The organism is Chitinophaga solisilvae (assembly GCF_009928525.1).
In the GTDB taxonomy this organism is placed as follows: Bacteria; Bacteroidota; Bacteroidia; order Chitinophagales; family Chitinophagaceae; genus Chitinophaga; species Chitinophaga solisilvae.
In genome coordinates, this window is the sequence record NZ_JAABOK010000018.1 from 43,307 (window position 1) to 67,116 (window position 23,810).

Annotated in this window: 19 protein-coding genes; 12 read left to right on the forward strand and 7 right to left on the reverse strand. The window is 52.0% G+C overall.

What is annotated here, in order from left to right; all coding sequences use genetic code 11:
* Position 1: 1 nt before the first annotated feature.
* The 3 genes from GWG06_RS26375 to GWG06_RS26385 all read right to left on the reverse strand — a co-directional run bounded on the left by GWG06_RS26375 (position 2) and on the right by GWG06_RS26385 (position 5,416).
* Positions 2-3,541 carry a SusC/RagA family TonB-linked outer membrane protein gene (locus GWG06_RS26375; RefSeq protein WP_160717298.1) on the reverse strand — a complete coding sequence of 1,180 codons (3,540 nt, stop codon included), beginning with the start codon at positions 3,539-3,541 and terminating at the stop codon, positions 2-4.
* A 50-nt stretch (positions 3,542-3,591) separates the two neighbouring features.
* The gene (locus GWG06_RS26380) at positions 3,592-4,767 is read right to left on the reverse strand and encodes a FecR domain-containing protein (protein ID WP_160717300.1); all 1,176 of its coding nucleotides are present in this window, start codon (positions 4,765-4,767) and stop codon (positions 3,592-3,594) included.
* Between the two features lie 82 nt (positions 4,768-4,849).
* Positions 4,850-5,416: an RNA polymerase sigma factor gene (locus GWG06_RS26385; protein WP_158631407.1), complete on the reverse strand. Its 567-nt coding sequence runs from the start codon at positions 5,414-5,416 to the stop codon at positions 4,850-4,852.
* A 279-nt stretch (positions 5,417-5,695) separates the two neighbouring features.
* Here GWG06_RS26385 and GWG06_RS26390 point away from each other — a divergent pair, with 279 nt between their 5' ends.
* From GWG06_RS26390 to GWG06_RS26440, 11 genes are all read left to right on the forward strand, one after another.
* Positions 5,696-6,157, forward strand: a complete 462-nt coding sequence (locus GWG06_RS26390; RefSeq protein ID WP_127036988.1) for a carboxymuconolactone decarboxylase family protein — start codon at positions 5,696-5,698, stop codon at positions 6,155-6,157.
* A 58-nt stretch (positions 6,158-6,215) separates the two neighbouring features.
* Positions 6,216-7,055, forward strand: coding sequence for a sigma-70 family RNA polymerase sigma factor (locus tag GWG06_RS26395; RefSeq protein ID WP_160717302.1), 840 nt, complete (start codon positions 6,216-6,218; stop codon positions 7,053-7,055).
* Positions 7,056-7,238: 183 nt separating this feature from the next.
* Complete coding sequence (locus GWG06_RS26400; protein ID WP_127036992.1) at positions 7,239-7,637, forward strand: HYC_CC_PP family protein; 399 nt, start codon at positions 7,239-7,241, stop codon at positions 7,635-7,637.
* Positions 7,638-7,793: 156 nt separating this feature from the next.
* Positions 7,794-9,083, forward strand: a complete 1,290-nt coding sequence (locus GWG06_RS30730; RefSeq protein WP_127036994.1) for an efflux RND transporter permease subunit — start codon at positions 7,794-7,796, stop codon at positions 9,081-9,083.
* Positions 9,084-9,085: 2 nt separating this feature from the next.
* Entirely contained in the window at positions 9,086-11,020 is a 1,935-nt protein-coding gene (locus GWG06_RS30735) for an efflux RND transporter permease subunit (RefSeq protein ID WP_160717304.1), read from the forward strand.
* Positions 11,004-12,257, forward strand: a complete 1,254-nt coding sequence (locus tag GWG06_RS26415) for a TolC family protein (protein ID WP_202183128.1) — start codon at positions 11,004-11,006, stop codon at positions 12,255-12,257. Before GWG06_RS30735 ends, GWG06_RS26415 begins: the two co-directional genes overlap by 17 nt.
* Positions 12,235-13,437: an efflux RND transporter periplasmic adaptor subunit gene (locus tag GWG06_RS26420; RefSeq protein WP_160717308.1), complete on the forward strand. Its 1,203-nt coding sequence runs from the start codon at positions 12,235-12,237 to the stop codon at positions 13,435-13,437. The genes GWG06_RS26415 and GWG06_RS26420 overlap by 23 nt, the downstream gene beginning before the upstream one ends.
* Before the next feature lie 4 nt (positions 13,438-13,441).
* On the forward strand, positions 13,442-14,656 hold the full coding sequence (locus GWG06_RS26425; RefSeq protein WP_160717310.1) for an efflux RND transporter periplasmic adaptor subunit: 1,215 nt from the start codon (positions 13,442-13,444) through the stop codon (positions 14,654-14,656).
* Between the two features lie 23 nt (positions 14,657-14,679).
* Positions 14,680-15,207, forward strand: a complete 528-nt coding sequence (locus GWG06_RS26430; protein WP_160717312.1) for a DUF3347 domain-containing protein — start codon at positions 14,680-14,682, stop codon at positions 15,205-15,207.
* A gap of 26 nt (positions 15,208-15,233) precedes the next feature.
* The gene (locus tag GWG06_RS26435; protein WP_160717314.1) at positions 15,234-15,815 is read left to right on the forward strand and encodes a DUF3347 domain-containing protein; all 582 of its coding nucleotides are present in this window, start codon (positions 15,234-15,236) and stop codon (positions 15,813-15,815) included.
* Between the two features lie 79 nt (positions 15,816-15,894).
* The gene (locus GWG06_RS26440) at positions 15,895-16,341 is read left to right on the forward strand and encodes a heme-binding domain-containing protein (RefSeq protein ID WP_160717316.1); all 447 of its coding nucleotides are present in this window, start codon (positions 15,895-15,897) and stop codon (positions 16,339-16,341) included.
* On the opposite strand, the gene qhpG is transcribed toward GWG06_RS26440, so the two are convergent.
* Genes qhpG through GWG06_RS26460 form a run of 4 tightly spaced genes read right to left on the reverse strand, consistent with a single transcriptional unit; the run spans position 16,342 to position 23,019 of the window.
* A complete protein-coding gene (qhpG, locus tag GWG06_RS26445; protein WP_160717318.1) occupies positions 16,342-17,808 on the reverse strand; it encodes a flavin-dependent monooxygenase QhpG in 1,467 nt (488 codons plus the stop codon).
* Positions 17,809-17,830: 22 nt separating this feature from the next.
* The gene (locus GWG06_RS26450) at positions 17,831-19,210 is read right to left on the reverse strand and encodes a radical SAM/SPASM domain-containing protein (protein ID WP_160717320.1); all 1,380 of its coding nucleotides are present in this window, start codon (positions 19,208-19,210) and stop codon (positions 17,831-17,833) included.
* Positions 19,211-19,246: 36 nt separating this feature from the next.
* Positions 19,247-21,502: a hypothetical protein gene (locus GWG06_RS26455; protein ID WP_160717322.1), complete on the reverse strand. Its 2,256-nt coding sequence runs from the start codon at positions 21,500-21,502 to the stop codon at positions 19,247-19,249.
* Between the two features lie 23 nt (positions 21,503-21,525).
* Positions 21,526-23,019, reverse strand: a complete 1,494-nt coding sequence (locus GWG06_RS26460; protein ID WP_160717324.1) for a ferritin-like domain-containing protein — start codon at positions 23,017-23,019, stop codon at positions 21,526-21,528.
* A 575-nt stretch (positions 23,020-23,594) separates the two neighbouring features.
* On the opposite strand from GWG06_RS26460, the gene GWG06_RS26465 reads away from it, so the two are divergent.
* A complete protein-coding gene (locus GWG06_RS26465) occupies positions 23,595-23,774 on the forward strand; it encodes a class I lanthipeptide (protein WP_127037014.1) in 180 nt (59 codons plus the stop codon).
* Positions 23,775-23,810: the final 36 nt, after the last annotated feature.

Sequence of the window (23,810 nt, forward strand, 5' to 3'; positions counted from 1 at the left end):
ATTAAAATTCAAAGTTGAAACCACAGTTAAATTTGTACGGAATAGGATAGCCGTTTCCGAGATCATAGCCATAGAAATCCACGTTCTCCGGATCTACGCCGCTGTACCTGGTGAGCAGGAACACGTTGTTCATACCTCCGTAAACGCGCAGTCTCCTGATATGCCAGCGATTCAGCACGGAGTTGGAAAAGTCGTAGCTGAGATTCACGTTGTTCAGTCTGATGAAGCTGCCGTCTTCCAGGAACAGGTCATTGTTTGTTTCGTAGTTACCGATGAAGTCGTAGCTCGACAGGCCATAGTAGCGCCATGGATTCAGCACGGGATATTTGGCATTGGTATGGTCGGGACGCCAGAAATCCAGGTCTGATACATCCAGCAGGTTTCTTTGTCCGCCGGGATAGTTCACGTTTTCACTGGCTGTCCAGCTAACGCCTTTGATGCGGTCTGCCAGCACTTTGTTGAACACCTTGCCGCCTACGGAGTAGTTGAAGAACAGCTCCAGCTGTACGGTGGCATTGTTTTTAAAGCGGTAGCTGAAGGTATGTGCAAAGCTGCCGGTAAATTTAGGATTGGGATCTCCTGCATATACACGGTCGGAGAAGTCGTTGGGCATTACCCCGATTCTGCCGTCGCCGTTAACATCCAGCAGGGCGATATCGCCGGCGCGGTAAGGGTCCTGTGATGCGAAGCCGCTGGTATTGGGATAGAGACGGGTACCGGTATATTTGTTTACGGGTACGGAGGCATCATCCGGATATACGCCGAGGTATTTGAGCAGATAGAATCCGTTCAGCGGGCGGCCAATCTGCAGGTAAGGTTGCCCTACTGCATAGTTGCCTCTGGACACGCTTCTGCCGAAGTCCGGCAGTTTGGTCAGCTCATTGCGGTTAATGGCGCCGATGAACGTGGTAGAGTATTGGAAGTTCTTTCCGGGTTTGGTAATATAGGCAGTGATGGCTGCTTCATAGCCGTAGTTTCTCACAGCGCCGCTGTTCACAAAGCGGGAAGCGTATCCGCTGGTGCTGTTGAGGGCATCCGGGAAGAGGAAGCCATCGGTATGTTTATCATAGTAATCCAATGTGGCGGTCAGCCTGCTGTTGAAAAATTCGAGATCCAGCCCAATGCCTTTGTCCTGGGTTGTCTGCCAGGTAAGGTTAGGCAGTGCAATACCATTACCGCCACCGTAGTTGGGATTCAGCAGGGGAATGTTATTATACGTGGCGTTGTCGCCGCTTCTGGTCTGATAAGCGCCTACTGCCAGGTAGTTATCTTCATACTGTGTACCTGACTTACCTGTGCTGGCCCTGATTTTACCGAAGTTGAGCCAGCGGCCGATGTTGCTGCGCAGGAATTTTTCTTCTGTAAATACCCATCCGGCAGACAGGGAAGGGAAATATCCCCATTGATTGTCTTTACCGAATTTGGAAGATCCATCGGCGCGTATCACTCCCTGTAAGAGATATTTTTTATCGTAGTTGTAGGAAAGGCGGGAGTAGTAAGACAATAATCCGTATCTGATATTATGTGTTTCCAGTTTCAGGTTAGCCTGCGGATAACCCTGTATCACCTGCTGCGCATCGCTGGGGCCGCCGGTGGCTGCGCCGTAGATGTTGTTGTTTTCGCTGGTGTTGATGGTGTTGCCCACTACGAGGTCTACGGAGTGACGTTTGAATGTCTGGTAGTAGCGCAGGAAGGTTTCGCTGAGCAGGTTTACCTTTTCCTGTGAATAGTACGAAGCCGCTGCCTTGTAGTCTGTTCTGGTGGCAGAAGGCTCAAAGGTGCGCGTGCGGTAGAACTCATAGTTACCGGAAGCCCTGGAGGTGAGGTTCAGGAATTTGAATATATCATAGCTCACTTCCAGCTGTGCGAGCGCTCTGCGGGTGAGGTCGATGTTCACGCCCTTGTTATATGATTCCAGGAAGGCATCGAAAAAGCCGCTGTTGGGGCCAGGCCGGAAGGAGGAAGAAAAGTTGTTACCTACTACAGCTGCGTTGTAGGTGTCGCCTCTTTTCTGGCTGGCATCGGTCTGGCTTAAATTGGCGCGGCCGGTGATGGTCAGCCTGGAAGTAGGTTTGAAGATGCCGTTATATGTCAGTGAAAAGCGGGAGAATCCGGAACCGAGTACGATACCTTTCTCTTTGTAATAATCAACACCGATGCGGTAGCTGGCATTTTCGGTAGCGCCGCTGATGCCGAGGTTGACGTTTTTCAGGTCGGCATCACGGAAGTATAAACGCTGCCAGTCGGTAGAGTTGTTATAGAAACTGTTCAGACTGTCTGTCAGCTCTATAGGCATATCTGTAGCGCCGCCGCCTACCTTGGATGATTTATACTGATTGTAGAGTGCTATTTTAAAATCACGTTCTGCTTTACCACCGAGGGTTTTGCGGAGAGAAGGATAATAGGTTAAGCCATATTGCGTGTTGAGTGTCACGATGGGTTTACCTACTTTGCCGCGTTTGGTGTTGATGATGATAACACCGTTGGCGCCCCTGGAACCATAGATGGCAGTGGCGGAAGCATCTTTCAGTACATCTACGGATTCGAGGTCGAAGGGGCTGAAACCTGCCAGCACGCTGGTAATGGCCTGACGCGGATCGGAAGGGTTGAAGACATCCTGTTCCAGCGGTACGCCATCGATGATAAACAGCGGGGTGCTTACCACATTGGAGTTGGCGGAGTTGGAGAAGGAAGCCAGCCCCCTGATCTGTACTACGCTGCGGCCGCCGGGCATACCGGAATTGTTCTGTACAAGCAGTCCGGGTGCAAGCCCCTGCAGCAGTCCTTCAATAGATGCGCTGGGTTTGTTCTGCAGCTGCGATCCTTTGATGGTGGAGATGGCGGCGGTGGTTTCTCTTCTTTTCTGCGTACCGTAACCTACGGTTACATTTACTTCCTGTAGTTGGGAGGAAGAGGGTACGAGGGTGATGAGCAGGTTTTGCAGACCACTTTTTACCAGCTGGCTTTTCAGCCCGGAGTTGGTAACGTTGATGGCGCCGTTGCTGACACGCAGGGATAAAGGATCAAAGCCTACAGAGGTGATAACGAGGGTGGCATCTTCGGGGATGTTGCCCAGGGTGAATCTTCCGTCGGAGTTGGTGATGGTTCCCTGTTTGGTGCCCTGTACGATAACGGTAGCGCCGATGATGGGCTGGTTATCGGGACTGAGTATTCTGCCGGAGATGGCGATGGTTTGCCTTACCGGTGCTGCAGTAAGTACGGTAACGATCTTGTCATTGATTTCGAAGGTAAATGGCTGGCCCTTGAAAACCTCTTCCAGTGCGCCTTGCAGGGAAGCGTCTCTGAGGTGTACGGTCACCGGCAAGGCGTTCTTGGCGAACCGGGCGTCAAAAACAAATGAATAGCCGGTTTGAGCGCGGATAGTGCTGAGTACCTGTTCCAGCCGGGCGCCGTTAACCTGCAGGTTGATCAGCTGGGAGAAAGCGGCTGCCGTTGTTTGCAGGAACAGGCAGGCGGCAAGCATAATGCACCGGGCATAGCTCTTCCAATGGCCTATGGGGAGGCCATGTTTCGTTTTCATAAAAGTTGATTTTTAGGTAAGCGAATTAAATTCTGGTTGACTTCCGCCGGTTATTGTCTTTCTACGGATAACCGGTCATTGTTCAGTTTAAATTTTATGTTACTTGTTTTCTCGATAGCTCTTAGTAATTGCGGCAGCGGCGTATTCCGTGACAGCTGGCCGTATAGTCTTCCCGGAGGAAGGGAGGCATAGTCTACATCAATATCATACCATCGTTGCAGCTGATGCAGTACTACGCTGAGTTCTGTGTCTGAAAAATAGAAGAGTCCTGTTATCCAGGATGTTGCTTCTTGCGGATCGGTTTTAATGATCTGCAGCTGATTGTTTTCCCAGGTGGCCTGTTCTCCGGGGGATAGCAGTACCGGGCTGTTGCTGTTATCCGGGGTGATGCTGATACGGCCTTCTACCAGGGTGGTGCGGGTATAGGATTCGTCCGTATATGCTTTAACGTTAAAGGCCGTGCCCAGTACCCGGATGGTCTGGCCGGTTGTGCTGACTACAAATGGTTTGCGGCTGTCTGCGGCCACTTCAAAATAGGCTTCACCGCTGAGTGTGACTTTACGTTGTCCCTCGCTGAATACGGTGGGGTAGTGCAGGGAAGAGGCGGCATTCAGCCATACGCGGGTGCCGTCGGGGAGTACTATTTTAAAATGTTTGCCCCGTGGGGTGGTGAGCGTATTGTAGGCAATAGCAGCGGCTTCACCCGGTACCGGCTGTGCAGTATAGGTGAGCGTTCCGGTATCGGTACTGACGGCCTTAGCGCCCTGCTGCCTGATAACGGTGTGCTGTTGATTGCTGTCAAGCGGTATTTGCCTGCCATCGCTTAATACCAGCATGACATTACCGGCTTTACGAGGAGACAGGGCGGTGGCTAAACTGACCGGCGCAGATGGGGTATGCAGGAAAAGCCGGTAGCCGATGAAGCCCAGCAGCAATGCAATACCGGCTGCTATACAGGCCCACCAGGTAGTTAAAGGAATGACAGTCTTGCGGGCAGCCTCCATATTGGTTGCTGCCTTAATTTTATTGAACAGGGCATCTGCTTCCTGCGGCCGGAACACATCTTCCTGCGTGGCCGTCAATGATGGCAGCTGCGCAAATAATTCATTGTACTGCCTGCGGTAGCTGTTGTCAGCCAGCAAGGCATGCAGCTCCTGCCGCTCTTCAGCAGTAATGCTGCCGCCGACAGCCCGGTGAAATAAATAATGAAGCCTGTCTTCCTGCATAGGTAATGCTTTTGCTGGTTGTCTATATATAAAGACAAGCGGAGGTATCAAAAAGGAGATATGGGCGGAAAAAATTTTTTATCTACTCAAAAAGCCGGATGGCTGCGAGGGAAAATAAAATGGTGACACGCATGCTCATATATTGATGGATGGACCGCAGTGCAAGCTGGTTGTATTTCTTGACGGAGTCGGTAGACAGATTCATACGCAGCGCTATCTCCGGATTCCGGTACCCTTGCGCCCGCAACAGAAATACCGTGCGCTGCTGTACAGGAAGCGCATCTATAGCCTTGTCCAGGATATCCAGCCGTTCATCATAGCCATTCTCCTGTTCCAGCGCCTGTTTAAAATATTCCTGCTGTTTTTTCCTTTCTGTAACAATACGGGTGAGATGATTCAGCGTTTGATTCCGCAACAGTATAAAGAGATACGCATTAAACTGCCTGATCTGCGTCAGCTTCTCCCTGTCTTTCCAGAGCTTTACAAATACATCCTGGATGATTTCCTCGGTCTGTTCCCTGGACCCTGTAATGGTATGAATAATTTTTCCTGCCTGGTTGACGTAACCATGAAAAAGCTGTGCAAACGCCTGCTGACTGCCGCCTGCAACCTGCTTTATTAATACTGGCTCATTATCTATGCTCTTCAAACCCATGCTATATTTTAGAATATTGGTTGGCTGTGATTTTGGTATTATAATATAGAGGGATACTTACAATATTAATTATACTGACTGAAAATAACGAATTAAATTTTCACAATAGATCATAGTAATTTAACCGGATGATGAATAAAGTATTATATGTAGAGCCGGATCCGGCCGGAAATAAAAAAAAATAAAAAAATTTCCCGTTTCTGTCACGTTTCATATTTCCAGGGTGTCTTGTATGTGTAATTCATCTTTAAAACACTTTAAAAATATAGCAACATGGAAACAAGAATCGACTACAAAGAGACACCACAGGGAATGATGGACGGCTTAATGCGTACCGGCGGATTTATCCGGAAATCCGCAATCCCGCACACGCTGCAGGAACTGCTGCACTTCCGCGTGTCCCAGCTTAATGGCTGCGCCTTCTGTCTGGACATGCACGCCAAAGATGCCCTGCACCAGGGAGAAGATCCGCAACGTCTCTTCGGACTGGCAGCATGGAAGGAAGCGCCTTACTATACGCCTGCAGAAAGGGCGGCGCTGGCGCTGGCTGACGGCCTCACGCAAAAATGCGAAGTGACCGACGAAGTTTATCAGGAACTGACACGTCACTTCTCCAAAGAGGAAATTGCGGTGCTGGCACTCCTGATCTCCAATGTAGGCACCTGGAACCGCCTGAATATCACGTTCAGAACTCCGGCAGGATGGTACCAGCCAGGCCAGCCGATGGGTTTATAAAATTGCGCTATTATTGCAGGAACAGCCGGTTACCGGCTGTTCTTAAAACCGGTATACATTGAAAGACTATCAGAACATTTTATTCCCGTATGCCTACAACATCCTCGGCTCCGCCGAAGATGCCCGCGATGCCATACAGGACGTGCTCACAAAATTTTACACAGATCAGCGCCAGGACATTGAAAATGAGAAAGCCTATCTCGTAAAAAGTGTAATCAACCACGCCATTAATATGAAGACCCGCCGCAAACAGACCGTACAGCCGGAAGTCTGGCTGCCGGAACCGGTGGCCACCGAATCCGCAGACGCCAATGTTTATCTGAAAGATATTCTGTCGTACTCCCTGCTGGTATTGCTGGAAAAACTGAATGCCAAAGAGCGCGCGGTCTTCATCCTGAAAGAGAGCTTTGACTATGCACATGAGGAAATAGCGGACATGCTCGGCATCACCGTAGAACTGTCGCGCAAGCTGCTGAGCCGCGCCAAAGCCAGGCTGTTCAAGCCGGAGGAGAAGCCGGAGGTCAGCGTTCGCAATGAACGCACCAACGCCATGCTGCAGAACTATATCGACGCCATCAGGGGCCGCAACCTGGAAAAACTAGGTTCCCTGCTCGCCGCCGATATCGCCTTCTATGCTGACGGCGGTGGTAAAGTCAACGTATTCAGAAAAGTCTGCACCGGCGCTTCCGAAGTGGCCGACCTGCTTACCCATATCTATTTCACCTACCAGACAAAAGCCAATATCGTGGTGAAAGAAATCAACCACCAGCCGGCCATGCTGTTCTACAACGGCGACACCCTGGTTGCCTGCACCGTTTTCGATATCGCTCCTGAAGATGGAAAAATACTGCAGATCAGTGCGGTAGTGGATCCGGGTAAGCTGAGAAGCCTTGTGTAGTATTAATTACGAATTACGAATTGCGAATTACGAATGTGGAGCGAAGATTTAAGCGGATAAAAAATCATTCGCTTAAATCTTCGCTCCACATTCGTAATTCGTAATTCGCAATTCGTAATTATATAAAGTCAGCTTAAAATTATATAACACTTCTTCCCCCAATTCCCGTTAGTTTTGTCGCAAATGAAGAAGTTCATCGCGCTCATATTAGCCGTCCTTTACATGGGGTCCTCTACGGGGGCCACTTTCCATATGCATTACTGCAATGGCGTGCTGATGGATGTACAGCTGTGGCATAGCAGTGGTACGCAGTGCAGCAAATGCGGCACTACGCATAGTAAGAGCTGCGCTAAAAAATGCTGCCGGGATGAACATAAAACCGTAAAGCTGGAGAAAGACCAGAAGGCAGCTGAGAATACACTGCACTTTATGCAGCTGGCTGTGGCGGCAGTGCCGCTACCGTGGCTGGAACTGCCGCAGGCAGATGTAGTACGCCTGACAGCCGTAAGGCCGCTGATTAATGCGCCGCCGCGAAGCAGTAAAGTACTGACCCATATCCTGCACTGCACTTTCCGTATCTGATTATTCCCCTATCGCGTATACCCCTGACCGTTATTTCGCAGCACCGTACGCGATCTTCTTACCGCTGCAATACATCATACAAGATTTCCGACACATATTACGGCTGACACCAAGCAGCCACCGGGCTTTCTGTGCCCGCATCCGAAACATACTGTTATGGTACATCGAATTATTGAATGGTCCCTGCGCAACCGGTTTATTGTGCTGGTGATGGCCACAGCCCTGTTTGCCTGGGGGATCTTTGCCGTAAAGAAAAATCCTATCGACGCCATCCCTGACCTGTCCGAAAACCAGGTAATCGTATTCACTGAATGGATGGGCCGCGGCCCCCAGCTGATTGAAGATCAGGTGACCTATCCGCTGGTAACCAACCTGCAGGGACTGCCCCGCATTAAATATGTGAGAGGCTCCTCCATGTTCGGGATGAGCTTTATCTATGTCATCTTCAATGACGATGTAGATATTTACTGGGCCAGAGAACGCGTACTGGAAAGACTCAGCACCGTGTCCAGCACCCTGCCCGCCGGCGTGACGCCGCAACTCGGCCCCGACGGTACTGGCGTGGGCCATATCCTCTGGTACACCCTCGATGCACCCGATATGGACCTGGGCGAACAACGCGCCCTGCAGGACTGGTACGTGAAGTTTGCCCTGCAGAATGTGGAAGGCGTCAGCGAAATAGCCTCCTTCGGCGGTTTCCAGAAACAATACCAGATTACGCTGGACCCCAACAAACTGCTCTACTACCGCCTTTCGGCCGGAGAAGTCATCAACGCTATCCGCGCCAATAACAACGAATCCGGCGGCCGCAAGTTTGAACTGAGCGATATCGGCTATATCATTAAAACATCCGGATATCTCAAATCGGTACAGGAAATAGAGAATATTCCCGTCAAAACACAGAACACCATTCCCGTGCGTGTTGCAGATGTAGCCACCGTACAGATGACCGGCGAAACCCGCCTCGGCATCTTCGATCAGAATGGCGAAGGCGAACGTGTAGGCGGTATCGTAGTCATGCGCTACGGAGAAAATGCCGATGCGGTCATCAACAGGGTAAAGGAGAAAATGAAAGAGGTAGCCAAAGGATTCCCCGACGGCGTAAAATTCGATATTGTCTATGACAGGGGAGAGCTGATAAAAGAATCGGTAGACTCCATCAAACATACGCTGATAGAGGAAATGATAGTGGTGTCTATCGTAGTCATCATCTTCCTGTTCCACTGGCGCAGCGCACTCAGCATCATTATCCAGATACCCATCACCCTGGCGGCGAGCTTCATCCTGCTCAATGCTTTCGGTATCTCTTCCAACATCATGTCGCTCACCGGCATCGCCCTGGCTATCGGTGTGATCGTGGATAATGGCATCATCATGAGTGAGAATGCCTATAAACATCTCTCAGAACGCTATGCGCAATGGCAGGAACAACAAAAAAGCAAGTAACTATGAAATGGCTCAGCAAGATATTTAAAAAATCCCCGCAGTGGATAACGGAAGAGGAAAGGCTCAAAATCATTGAGCAGTCCAGCAAGCAGGTGTCCCGCGGCGTATTTTTCGCAACGATTATCATCATCACTTCGTTTCTGCCGGTATTCATGCTCACCGGACAGGAAGGCAAGCTGTTTCACCCGCTCGCCTATACGAAAACATTCATCATGATTATGGACGCGCTCCTGGTCATCACCCTGGCGCCGGTGCTGATATCCTTCTTTATGAAAGGAAAATTCAGGCCGGATAATGCCAACCCTGTAAACCGGGTACTGGAGCGGATTTACGAGCCCGTTATCCGCGGGGTGCTGAAGTGGCGTAAAACGACCATTGCCGTTAATGTAATTGCACTGGTTGTTACCATTCCGCTGCTGAAAAGCTTGGGCAGCGAGTTTATGCCGCCGCTGGATGAACAGAGCATCCTGTTTATGCCGGTGACCTTACCGGATATTTCCAATGCAGAGGCGAAACGTATTCTGCAGGTGCAGGATAAAATTATCAAAACGGTACCGGAAGTAGACAAAGTGCTGGGAAAGGCCGGCCGCGCTGCCACTGCTACAGACAACTCGCCTATCAGCATGATAGAAACCATCATTATGCTGAAACCTACATCACAATGGCGGGAAGGCAAAACCAAGAAGGATATCATCAATGAACTCGATGCTAAACTGCAGATACCCGGCGTGGTGAACGGCTGGACACAGCCTATCATCAACCGTATCAATATGCTGGCTACCGGTATTCGTACAGACGTGGGCGTTAAGGTATACGGGCAGCGCCTGGATACCATCGCTGCGGTATCCGAGCGTGTGCGCAAAGCCCTGGAAGGTACTCCCGGTGTAATGGACCTCTACGTGGAACCCGTTACCGGCGGTAAGTACCTGGATATTGATGTACGCCGCGCGGACCTCGCACGGTACGGGCTAAACGTAGATGATGTGAACCAGACCGTAGAAACGGCTCTGGGCGGCGCGCCTATCGGTAATACCATTGAAGGAAGGCAGCGCTTTTCTATCAGCGTGCGCCTGGCGCAGGAATACCGCAACAGCGTGGAGCGCATCCGCCGTATCCCGCTGATGTCGCCGGCAGCCGGCGAAGTGCCGCTGTCTGCCGTAGCAGATGTGAAGTTCTCTGATGGCCCGCCGATGATTACTTCTGAAAATGCCATGCTCCGCGGCGCCGTATTATTCAATGTGCGTGGCCGCGACCTGGGCAGCACCGTGAAAGATGCGATAGATAAGATGAACCAGGCTAAAGGTATGCTGCCGCAGGGCTATTACCTGGAGTGGAGCGGGCAGTATGAAAACCTGATCCGCGGGCAAAAGACCCTGATGTGGATTGCTCCGGTAGTGCTGGTCATCATCTTCTTCTCGCTGTACTTCGCCTTCCATTCTATCCGCGAAGCCTTCCTGAGCCTTATTACGGTGCCCTTTGCACTGATCGGCGGCGCCTATATGATATGGTTCTACGGCGTGAATCTCTCGGTGGCCGTGGCGGTAGGCTTTATCGCCTTGTTTGGTATCGCGGTGGAAACAGGTATCGTCATGGTCATCTACCTCAACGATGCCATGAACCAGCTGGTGAAACAGAAAGGTAATTCCGCCGGAACCATTACCCGGGAAGACCTGCGTACGCACGTGATATATGGTGCTGCCAAGCGGTTGCGTCCCAAACTGATGACCGTATGCGTTTCCCTCTTCGGCCTGGTGCCGGTATTATGGGCCACCGGCGTAGGTACAGATGTGATGAAACCCATTGTGCTGCCCATGATCGGCGGGGTACTCACTTCTTCTACCCATATCCTCCTGGTAACGCCGCTCATCTTTTTAATGTCGAAAGAATATGAATTACGCAAGTACGGTAAACTGGAAATACATGAAACAAATCATTAAATATATATGGGGATGCCTGCTGGCCGCGCCATTGCAGCTGTTTGCGCAGCAATCGCCGGTGTTGCCGCTGGACAGTATCCTGCAACGGGTAGACAGGAACAATGTGCTCCTGCAATCGTACGGACTCAAGGCAGAAAGTTACAAACACAGCGCAGATGCGGCTACCGCCTGGATGGCGCCCATGGTAGGTGTGGGAACCTTTATGACGCCTTATCCGGGACAGATGGTGATGGACGGAAGAGATAAGGGTAGCCTCATGCTGCAGCTGGAACAGGATATTCCTAATCCCGCGAAGAAAGCGGCGCAGAAAAATTTTATCGCCTCCCAGGGAAACGTGGAGCGCGCTACCCGCGGCATTACGCTGAATGAGCTGAAGTCGCAGGCCCGCCGCCTTTACTACAACTGGCTCATCGCCCGGCAACGGATAGCCGTACTGCAGGAGAATGAAAAGATTATGCTGACGATGAAGAAGATAGAAGAGGTAAGATATCCTTATAATCAGTCACAATTGAGCGGTGTGTTTAAGGCAGATGCCAAAATAGAAGATAACCGGAATATGATCCGTATGCAGGAAGGAACGATTGCAAAAGCCCGCTCCTGGCTGAACAGCCTGATGAATGCGCCCGGTAATCAGTTTTTCGATATTGATACCACCTATCGTCCTGCCTTTGAAAAGGCGCCGTCCTATGATACAGCTACGCTGGCCGCTGTCAGAAAGGATATCTACAAAATGGATGAAAGCATCCGCTCCATGCAGCTGAATATTGAAAGTATGAAGCGGGAAAAGAAACCGGATTTTAAAGTGCGGTTTGATCATATGCAACCGCTGGACAAGGCTATGCCAAAGGCTTTCAGTGCCATGGGGATGATCAGTATTCCGATAGCGCCCTGGGCCTCGAAGATGTACAGGTCCGGCGTAAAAGCCATGGAGTACAATGTACAGGCCATGGAGAAGGAACGCGCCGCGATGCTGCAGGAAACACAGGGTATGCTGTACGGTATGCAGTACGAAATACAAACCATGCAGCAGCGGGTGGAGGCGATGGAAGGTAAAATCATCCCCGCCCTGCGGCAGACGCTGGACGCCAACTTCCTCAATTACCAGGAGAACAGGCTGGCTTTGTCTAATGTGATCGATTCCTGGGAAGCGCTCACCATGATGCAGTCTAACGTGCTGGATGAAAAATTAAAACTCTACGAAATGATCGCCGATTATGAGAAACAGTTATATCGTTAATATATCGCTGCTGCTGACAGCTGTATTGCTGGCTTCCTGCGGGCAGAAACAGCCGCCGCATAAGGGTCATGATGCCCACCAGGAACCTGCTATGGATAAAAGCGTGGCCGGGCTTACCCGTTCCGTGAATACGCATATAGTGGCCACTATCCCGGCCATCTCTCCGGAAAGCGGCACGCGTATACAGGCGGCCGATGTGAATGGGGTCATCACCTACGATACCCGTAACCAGACATCCATAGCCAGCCGCATAGCCGGACGTATAGAACGGCTGCTGATTAAGTATAACTATCAGCCGGTGAAAAGGGGACAGCTGATTATGGAAATCTATTCCCCCGATCTGGCCGCCGCCCAACGGGAACTGCTATACGTAGCTACGGCATCACCGCAGCTGCTCACAGGCGCGAAGCAGCGGCTGCAGCTGCTGGGCATGCAACTGCCGCAGATAGAGCAGGTACTGCGTACCGGTAACATCCTGTACCGCATTCCTGTGTATAGTAACGCTGACGGCTATATCCTGGAGAAATCAGCCGCCGTCGCCACGGTGGCGGGCACCGCTGCTGCGCCGGCAGCCTCCGGAGATGGTATGAGCAGTATGGGCGGAGGCAGTGCCCCTGCGGCTGCTCCGGCGCCCACAGCACCGGCAGCCACGCCGGTCATGCTTCGCGAAGGACAGTATGTAAACGCCGGCCAGCCACTGTTTACCATCTATCAGGCGGAGAGCCTGGTAGCCGAATTTGCCTTTCCGCCACTGCTGGCTGCACGTATCCGGCATGGACAGCAGCTGCTGTTCTATCCCTCCGCAGATAACAATGCTATGCTGACTGGCAGCATTGGGCTGATTGAACCGGTATTCCGCAACGGAGAAAATTTTACGCTGGCAAGGGTATACCTGCGTACACACACGCTGCGGCCGGGACAGCTGCTCACCGCCAGCGTGCCCGTAGTATATACCGGCGGCTGGTGGCTGCCACGCAAAGCAGTATGGAAGCTGGGTAACCAGACCATCGTATTCAGAAAGGACAAGGACACCTACCTGCCCGCAGCCGTAGATATTACCGCAGAAGCAGGAGATATGATACAGGTAAGTACTGCCATCGGAGACTGGAAAGTGGCTTCCAACGCGGCTTACCTGGTAGACAGTGAGAGCTTTATTAAAATGAATAACCCGCAACAGTAACGATATGGAAAGAAAACATTTTTTGAAATCTATAGCGATGGTGACGTTTGCACCGGCGTTGTTGCTGGCAGCATGTAAAGAAACCGGGAAGCAGCCCGCAGCACAGGAAGCACAGCAAACCTTTACCTGCCCCATGCATCCGCAGGTGGTGCAGAACAAACCCGGCACATGCCCTATCTGCGGGATGGACCTCGTACCATTTGACAAGAACAATAAGGACGCCACGCTGCATCTCGGCGACAACCAGATGGCGCTGGGCAATATTACTACCATGGTGGCCGGCACTGGAGCACTCTCCAATTTCAGGCAGCTGAACGGCAGGCTGGTAACAGATCCGGAGAAGACGGCCGTTATCTCCAGCCGCGTACCCGGCCGTGTGGAAGTACTGTATGTAAAGGAAACAGGTGTGAAAGTCAGCAAAGGACAGCCGCTGTATAAAATTTATTCCGAACAGCTGGCCACCCTGCAGCAGGAATACCTGCTGGCAGTGGCGCAGGTGAAGCAATTCCCTGACGATGCCCGCTTTCAGCAGATTGAAAAGGCTGCCCGCCAGAAACTAACCCTGTACGATCAGTCTGACGCTCAGATACAGCAACTGGTGCAGGCGCAGAAAGTGAATCCCTATGTCACCTATCCTGCAACCGTGAGTGGCATGGTGTCTGAACTCTCCGTAACAGAAGGACAATATGTGGCGGAAGGCGGCGCCATCATGCGGCTGGAAGGCTACAATCAGCTGTGGGTGGAAGCAGACGTATACCCCGCTGAAGCCGCTGCCGTACAACCCGGCCAGTCCGTGAAAGTACTGGTAGCCGGTTATGAGCATGAACCGCAGCAGATGACCATTCAGTTCATTAATCCGGTATTGCAGAGCGGTAGTCAGCTGATGCAGATACGCGGTGCTATTGCCAACCCGGATAACCGCTGGCAGCCAGGGTTGCAGGCTAATATCCTGTTGCCGGTGAAGAGCCGCGGGGATGTACTTACCCTGCCTGTAGACGCCGTGATCCGCGATGCGCGCGGTACGCACGTCTGGATCGAAAAGAAGAAAGGCGAGTTTGAACCCCGCAGGGTGCAGACAGGTATGGAAAATTTTGATGCCGTAGAGATCACTGAAGGACTGGCAGCCGGCGAAAAAGTAGTGGTAACAGGCGCTTACCTGCTGTATTCCGAGTTCATGCTCAAGAAAGGTGCGGACCCGATGGCTTCCATGAAACATTAATCATCCTGCAAAAAATATCTCTTATGATAAAAGTTGTGATGTTCATCTCTGCGCTGGCGATACTGACAGCATGCGGAAATAAGGTGGCTAACGTACACGAACAAACGAAAGATAGCCTTGCTGCTGCACCGGCAACCAGTACGGAAGTAACGCTGAAAGACGATAGGTTAAATGCCATCTTCCGTCATTACAGGCTGCTGACGGAAGCGCTCATCAATGAAGACGGGGCCGCTGCGCGCAAAGCTGCCAATGCTATCGCCGCAGGCGCTGCCGGCGTCAGCGGGCAGGAAGCTATTCAGGCTGCCGCCGCGAAAATTACCGCCACACCAGACATAGCACAGCAGCGGGATCATTATGCCGCACTGAGTAATCAGCTGATAAACCGTATTAAAGCTACCGGTATCAACACCGGTGCGCTCTACATAGATTTCTGCCCTATGGCAATGAATGATAAAGGAGCCTCCTGGCTGAGCACAGAGAAAGCTATTGTCAACCCCTTCTTCGGAGAAAAAATGAAAACATGCGGAGAAGTAAAAGAAACCATCAGATAATTTCTTTCAACTATAAAACTAACAACATGAAAAGAGTTTTTATCAGCGCCGCCGTACTGGCCACTATTGCTTTTGCAGCCTGCAACAGCGGATCTCAACACGAAGCGAATGCAGACAGCTCTGCCGCTGTGGCAACAACGCCGGCGGCAACCGTTACCGGAGATATAAAGACTACCGGCGCCGTTAACACGATCGTTGACGACTATCTGAAAATTAAAGACGCTCTGGCAAATGACAACGACGCAGATGCCGCTGCCGCCGGAAAGGCGCTGGCCGCTGCTGTTGCGGCAGCAGATAAATCCGGATTCACGCCGGAGCAGCAACAGATATTTGCCGCCAATGAAGCAGAGTTGAAGGAACATGGGGAACATATCAGCCAGAATACCGGCAATATTGAACACCAGCGCGAGCATTTTGCAGAGATGAGTGAAGATGTGATGGAACTGGTAAAAACTTTCGGCGGTGGCCGTACCCTGTACAAGGGACATTGCCCGATGTACAATAACAACAAGGGCGCCGACTGGCTGACGACCACGAGCGAAGTGAAGAACCCGTATATGGGTGCTAAAATGCTGGCCTGCGGCAGTGTCGAAGAGCTGAGTAAGTAATGGCCGGACAACTAACCGGTTGATTTACGGATCCGGTATGCCGGATCCGTAAATCATTTGTTTTAAATAACAGAGATATATGCGTATGGCTAAAATGATATTGCTACTGCTACTGCTGATAGTGATCGGGATACAGTTTATTCGCCCGGCCCGGAACCGGCAACCGGGGCCTTTCCCGGCGGATATCAGTCAGGTATATGCCCTGCCTTCCGGGGTGCAGCAGTTACTGCAGCAGGCTTGTTATGACTGCCACAGTAATCAGACGCATTATCCCTGGTATGCCTCCGTACAGCCTGCAGGCTGGTTCCTGCAGCAGCATGTAAGTGCCGGCCGCCGGGATCTCAATTTCCACGAATTCGCTGCCTACTCCGCCAAAAGAAAGCAACGCAAACTGAAACATATGCGGGAGCAGCTGATCAGCGGCAGGATGCCTCCGGATTCCTATAAGTGGCTGCATCCGGAAGCACGGCTGACTACCGTGCAGCGGGATTCCGTTATCCGCTGGATAGACAGTGTGCTGCAGTAATCATGCCTCGCAGAGAATCTGCTTATCCCACAGGTATACAGCCATCCTGGCGGCGAGGGCATGCGGCACCACTTTACTCCATTGTTCCACCAGCTCTCCGAAAGTGATGGCGTCCGTTGCCATGGCCAGCAGCGGCAGTATCTCGGTAGATTCTATATATACAATCTCCCGCTGCAGGTTGGGATGATGAATAGCCGTTTTCACCTCCAGTACATCATTGCCGACGCTGATGGAGCGTACATAGGATAAATCGGGAGACAGATACAATTTACCATGCCATAGTTTTTTCAGCGCTTCTTCAATATTTATTTTCCTGTCGGGAGATGGCGGCGCTATGTCCTGCTCCTGCTGCAGCGTTTTCAGCAGCTGTTGGGCGAAAGGTCTTTCCGGCGGGACTTCCCGCGGATATATCACCGACCTGTTTTGCCAGAAGGAGTGTGTGGCGCCCGGCCATGCCTGTGCATAGTATTGGATGGTCCAGCGGGTATGACTTACCACGGAGCTGATGAGTTGTCCTTCGAAAAAATCTTTTGCCAGCTGCTCCTCGCCGGTAGTAAGTGCAGTATTGACAGCAATGACGGCCTGCAGGGAAAAGCGCATGGCTTTTTCCACACCGGTAGAAGAGAGGGGATCAATGGCGAAGGCTGTTTCCCCGAGCCGTAGCCAGCGGTGGTGCCAGGGGCGGGTGTGCGCATAGCTGAGTATGTTGCAGGTCTGAATATCGTGTAGTCCTTGCCGTTGTATTGCCGGTTGAAACAGGCAGGAATGTTCCAGCATATGATGGAAGAGGGTGGTTACAGGTTGTTCCTGCAACACTGACGGATCAACGAAGCTGATGATGCGGTATCGTCCGTCGTGCAGGGGGGAGCCCCATATCCAGCCGTTGGTAACGGCTTCCACGCAGGTGGAGGCTTTCATGGTGGCTGCATCGGTATAGGCCCACAGGCCTACCATAGGCGGGGCGGTGAGCAGCCGTTGCTGTACCTGGGTGCCGCGGCGGCCGCGGGCGTCCATCACGAAGGTGGCGGTGAGCAGCAGGGGAACGTTATGCTGCCGTATGCGCACCTGCCAGTGTTTCCCATCGTAATGGGCGCCCTGGTATTTTGCGGGTTGATACAACGTTAATCCTTTTACTACGGCGAGGTCCAGCAGTCCTTTGTCGAGCAGGCTCCTGTTAACCATTACGCCTTTTCCCCGCTGATCGCCGGTGAATACTTCCGGTGTCCGGCTATTCCAGATGATGGTGGCCGGGAGCTGATGCAGGCAGTAGTCTTCATGCAGCAGGTGTGCTGCGCCGATATATTCAAAGATATTACGGATGCCGGGCGACAGGGATTCGCCGATCTGGGTACGGGGAAAGGATTCACTTTCAATAAGGGCAACACGATGGCCCAGCGATAACAGCCGGAGGGCGGCGCAGGTGCCCGCCGGGCCTGCGCCGATGATGAGTACGTCGTATCTTGTCATGGTATAATGATTGGGTTATTTGCTAACGGTACCAGTCCGGCGCAAGCCGGGTCAGTCGCTCGTGCGCCTGCATGGTATAATGCAGCCATCCTCTGATATAATCGCATGCATGACGGCCTTTTTCCAAAACTTCGTGATGACAGCCCCCTCCGCACAGATACCTTGCCCAGCAGCCGTTGCAGGGCGATTGCTGATGTACATGTCTGTCCTGTAACCATTTGTTCTGCAGGGAAGCATCAATGCCCTGGTAAATGTTACCCATGCTGCCAGCCGGTTCGTTCACGAAACGATGACAGGCATACAGGCCGCCTTCCGCGGAAACGCCCATGTATCCTGCACCTGCGCCGCAAGGGTAGGGGCGGTGGGTGCCTTTGGCTATTTCTTTCAGTGCATTGACCATATTGAGAAACGGGAAGCGTTTGCGCTGCACTACGTGTTGTTCGAAGAGCAGGCCGCAGGTAATCATGCCTTGCAGCATTTCTTCCAGATCCTGCCGCGTCATTTCATCCGTGCCGGCGGAAGAGCGCAGCAGGGGTGAGAAGCCGACGCTGTGAAATCCCATGTTGATAAATGCGAGTAAGGTTTCGTCCAGCTTTTTCTGTGCAGGCGTTACCGTTACCCTGGCGGCCACCTGCATGCGCCGTTGCGTTTGCAGCAGGGGCTGTATTCTTTCCATGATCTGATCGTAAGTGCCTGCACCGTTTTTCAGCATGCGTTGCCTGTCGTGTACTTCGCCAATGCCGTCGAGGCTGATGGTTACCGCAAAGCCGTATTCTTCGAAGAAGGTGGCATCATCGGGTTTGAGCAGGGTGCCGTTGGTGGTCAGGGAGAAGCTCACCTGCAGGTTTTTCCGTGCAGCCAGTTCCGCCGCATAGGCGGTGGTTTCGCGGATGCCGCGGCGGTTAATCAGCGGCTCTCCGCCAAGAAAGGTTACCTGTATTTTACTGCCTGCTTCTGCTTTGTTAACAAGCATGTCAATAGATTGCCGGGCAGTGTCTGTCGTCATATTTTTTGAAGGCCCGCCAAAATCGCCCTGGTCCGCATAGCAATAGGTACATCCCATATTGCATTTCTGTGCGATGGCCAGGGAGAGGGCGTAGGTGCCGGGGCTTTCCAGGGGCGTATCATCAATAAGGGGCGTGGTATTCACTCCCATTTTTACCAGTTCTTCCTGGATGGCTGCTTCATCTTTCAGGGCTATCAGCTGCTGCATTTTAGCCTCCACGTCTGAAGTTATCCTGTATAGCCTGCTGCCGTTGGCAACAAACAGTTGTGTATCTCCGGTGGAGGGAACAATATGAACAGCAGGCGAGCCAGGCAATGATTGCCTGGCCACCTGTGCTGCCAGTGATGTGGCGATGTCAGAGAGCGCGTGTTTAGTAACGGGATCCGGTTGGTGCATCAATGATTGTTTTTATCGTGATCAATGCTATGCTGCTCAGCTGCCGGCTTTTCCGCTGCTGAGGGCATCCTTGCCGTTGATGATGAAATTGAGTTCTCCTTCCCAGTTCTGGAAAAGATCGTTGTAGCTGTACAGCCTGGAGTCCGTACGGTTGTCGGGCACGTATTCGCCTGTACGTTGTTTGGACAGCCACATGTCGCCTTTGCTCAGCCCTTTCTCATCAGGTTCTACGTTGACGTAATCCGGCCTGGTGGCCGCCCAGTAGTAGCAGGCGCATTCGCGGTAGTCATTCTGCCACGGGGCGCAGAGGCCCTGTGTGAGGGAACCTTCATACAGCATGTCGGACGACAGTTCTACTCTTCCGGCAATGAACGGGGACCGGGCGGTGAAGGTGTATCTGGGATAGTTAGTCGTATTTTTCAGATCATCCGCAGTCACCAGCACAGGATATGGCGCCGGTCCTGCGGTAAAATGGAGTGTATTTTTCTTGCCCAGCATATTCAGGCTGGCGACCAGGTTGGACCATTCCATAAATGCCGCGCCTTCCGGATTGTCCTGGGTTTTCAGCGATACGCTGTCTCCGCCGGGGAATACCGGACCGGTACCTGCCACCATGGTAGGCTTGCCGTTGATGCCTACCAGGCGGCGTCCTGCAAGGTGCGTGTTGGTATTGTCATTCAGTACGTAGTTGTCATTTTCGCTGAGGGTAATCCCTACAAACAGGTGCCGCCAGAGGTTCCGGAAATCTGATTCCAGGCCGGGGAAGCAGTTGGAGATGGCAGAACGGGCGGTCACACAGAAGGGGTTTCCTATGCCGCGATAATACAGTTGTGTGAGCAGGTCGTCGGACTTGATGCTTTGCGCCTGATCGTCCGGCGGCGTGTAGCCATTGTCGTTAACCCCGAACATGGCGTTGGCAGCGGCTTTAACAACTGTGCTGATCATGCGCCAGGTGAGGGTGAGTGCGCGTCCGTCGGCGCCGCGCATCAGTCCCGGCATTTTGCGTCTTTCCACATCAGACAGGTCGCCGATTTTATCAGGTCTGCGGAGGGCGTTGGCGAACCAGGCGGCCATACCGGTGCTGAGGCCGTTGAATACCCTTTCATGCAGGGCGCGCAGCGCGAGGTTATCCACGATAGAACCGGCCATGATAGGCTCGTAGAGCCGGCCAAAGTCGTTGGTGTCCTGACGTACCATGGTGCTGGCAACATTCCAGCGGCCGTTGATGGGATTGCCGTTCATGACTTCCGTGTTCATGAGGGTGATGGATTCCAGGGCGCGGCGTACAATATCTTCTGCCTCATCGATAGATACTTCATCGGTTCTTTCAGGGCCGAGCAGTATCTGTTCCAGTTCGTCGGAGATGGCGCGGATAGGAAGTATATCTGGTGCAAAGGCAGGCGGGCCGGCGCATACGCGGGCCATGGCCGTCAGGTTCAGCGAGGCGGCTCCCAGGCTCACGCTGATGGTACCATCGCATTCATCATCGATATAACCCCAGCTGTGCTGATAACCCTGGCTATCGGAGTAGCCTGCAAAAATCTGTGCGGGCATGGTGTAGACCGCATTGAAGTCGCCGGATTCCTTATAGCCCAGCCATGCTTTGGTAGGATCATATATGAGCTGGTTGTTGGGATCGGTGATATTGGGGTCCGGGGTAGGCTGCGCGCCTTCCGATTTAATACTGTTAGGAGAGCTGCCATAGACCTTTCCGCCGCCCGGCGTGTAGCGTAGCCGGATCTGTGGAAAATCAGTGTTGGGTTTAATAAACTGAACGGTGCCCAGCGACAGTGATTTCCCTGAAGAAAAATGCGGGCACTTGGCCAGCACGGGTTTGGGAGTGAAGTCGTTGGTGATGGAGAACTGCGCGCTGATATTATCATTGGAATCGTTGGTGCGTCGCATGATCTTGGAGTTCTGCAGGTTGATGGTCCACTTGATGTCCGACAGCTGGAATCCTGCTTTTGTCAGGAGGTCGGTTGTCAGCGGTACCAGTGTATCCTGCTGCTGGTCTGTAATGGCGAAGACTTCCAGGAAGGGCGCTACGGGTCTTATTTTCCCGGTAGTGTCTGTTGTACTTTTGGCTTCCTTGAAAACAATTTCTTCCGGTGTGTAGGCGCTCAGGTCACCGGAATGCGGGTCTACCGCGAAAGTAATCTGCGGAATGATACTGCGGAATCCCAGTGGTTGGTCTGCAGGCACCTGCAGGTTGTAAGCCTCCAGCGGGGTTTTGGCGGAGCCGAGTCTGGCTACGGCAAACGGGGGGAGTATACGTATTTCAGTAATTTTCATAGTAATGGTTTTTGAGGTAGATGTTAAGCGTTCACCTGCAGCAGTTCCCTGATGGTTTGCATCAGCTGCTGATCTGCTTCCAGTAAGGCATTCAGGTAGCGTTTGTTTTTATCTGCGGTGGTGCCGAGCATGGATTGTATCAGTTTGGCGGATGCCTCGAGCAGGTCTGCGTGGGTGCGCCATCTGTTATGTTCGCCGTTGGGCAGTGACAGGGTATATGGCGTGAGAAACGGGGGGCCTGCTGTTTTGGCGCCTACGCCGGTCTGCAGGGGCAACTGTACCATAACAGCTGCGATACTGCGCAGGTTGTACATTTCACCGAAGGTAGAATTGATGATGAGGCCGCGGGGCGCTACGGCGCCGGCGGCATTGAAGCCGTCGTCCAGCACGAAGCTGTGGGTGAGGAAGTTGAGGAGCATGCGGTAGCGCAGGTTGAACAGGTGCCCCCAGTTCTGGGCTTCCGGGTTGGTGATCTGGTCCATCTCATCGTTGGGGTCATTGGTTTGTCCTTCAGAAGGGGAGCTGGACGGGTCTTCCACGTCTTCCGGTATATAGGGGTTGGTAGCCACATTGCGGGAGGGGCTCCAGCCGGAGATGGTGCGCATCTGTTTGTATATGCCGAGGAAGCGGGTGAAGTGGGACGGGAAGTTGGGATCTTCCACGGTATTATCTTCTCCCTGTTCCGCGATGGCGTTGAGTGCATTCCAGGCGTCGTCGCGGCTGGCGAGCGGCATAACCAGTACATCCGGCTTGTAGGCAGGATCTCCGGGGCGGACAATATCGCGCGGGCCGCCGTCGTAGCCGCGTCCCCATTCGTCAAATTTAGCCTGGTACGGATAGGTTTCCGCCTGGAATACTTCATCACTGATGACTGTGGGATCTTTGATGAGGCCGAGTAATACATGAAATAAAGCACCTACCGTATTGGGTTTAGGTACCTGTTTAGCCACCCTGTTCCTGATTTCTGTGGCGATGGGGTCATCGCTGTTGATATAGGAGAGGGGGGCTTCCGCATAAACGTATTTGGCGAGGGAGTCCAGTGTCAGCGGTTCCAGCTTGAAGGGAAAGGGATAGAAGGGCGTATCCCAGGGGTAGTCCTGTCTTTCGAAATGCAGCGGGCCGCCCAGTAGTTTCAGTACGTTCTGTACGGAAACGAAGTGTCCCATTTCTTCTTTGGCGATACCCAGGATGATTTCCTGCCAGCCGCTGACCAGTTGCCGCTGATCTGCAGGTACCTGTGAACCGCCGAGGCTGTACGCGGCGTAGAGGTATTGCAGCATCAGCCCATGTTCTATCTCTGCATCTATGTGCAGCAGAAAAGTTACATAGTCTTTGCCGTTAAATTCCGGTGGGATGGTAACCGGTGGTTCTTCATCGAGAACGGCGTCTGCCAGAAAAGTTTGGTGTCCTTCCTTTCCGCCGCTGATGGCAAACTGCCTGATGCGTTCTGCCCGGCGTCTTTCTGCATGCGCCTGCTGAAATACAGGCCCCAGGAAACGTTGGTAGTTACGTTGCATGATCGGTGCTTGTTTTGAATGATTATAATGAGGATAAATACTGCGTGACTTCCTTACAGGTGGTGTTAAGGGGTACTCATAGCGGTTGTTTTGAGTTTGGTTTTAACAGGTGATCTGACATGACAATTGATGTAAATAAAATAAAACATTTTTTGTGAACCCACAAAATTTTCATTTGAGTAATGAATTATGGATTTTGGAATTATGGATTTTGGAATTTTGGGATTTTGGGATTTTGAGATTTATTAAATGCAGTGAAGATTGCCGCGAATATCTTCGCTGCATTTAATAAATTCCAAAATCCAAAAATTCCAAAATCCGTAAATCAACACTACTGCGCTCTTTTTGCAGTAATTGCAGTGAAATCCGGCTAAGTGATTGATTCTCCAAAAAAAATTTTTTTCCGGGATCATTTTTACCTATCTTCAAAACCTCTTTAATAGCCATCTGAGTATGTCACCACTTACATAAAAGCATTATTCCATTCATTGACATGTTTGCGCTGAATATCCGCCCCACGGCGTTACCGCTAGGTTAAAGACAGGGGAGGACGATAGTTTAATGTAAATCTAGTTATGAAAAAGAAACAGCTCTCCATGGAGAAAAAACTGGCATTCAACAAAGTAACAGTTGCCACACTCAGCAAACAACAGCAGACTAAACTGGCAGGCGGACTCGCTTCCTGGAATTGCGAAACCTACGATCCGCAATATACCTGCGAAAGCAATCCAAGACCTACTTACGTTTGCATGTAATCCAAACCCTGTACTGTGTTTGTTACACCATTCTTG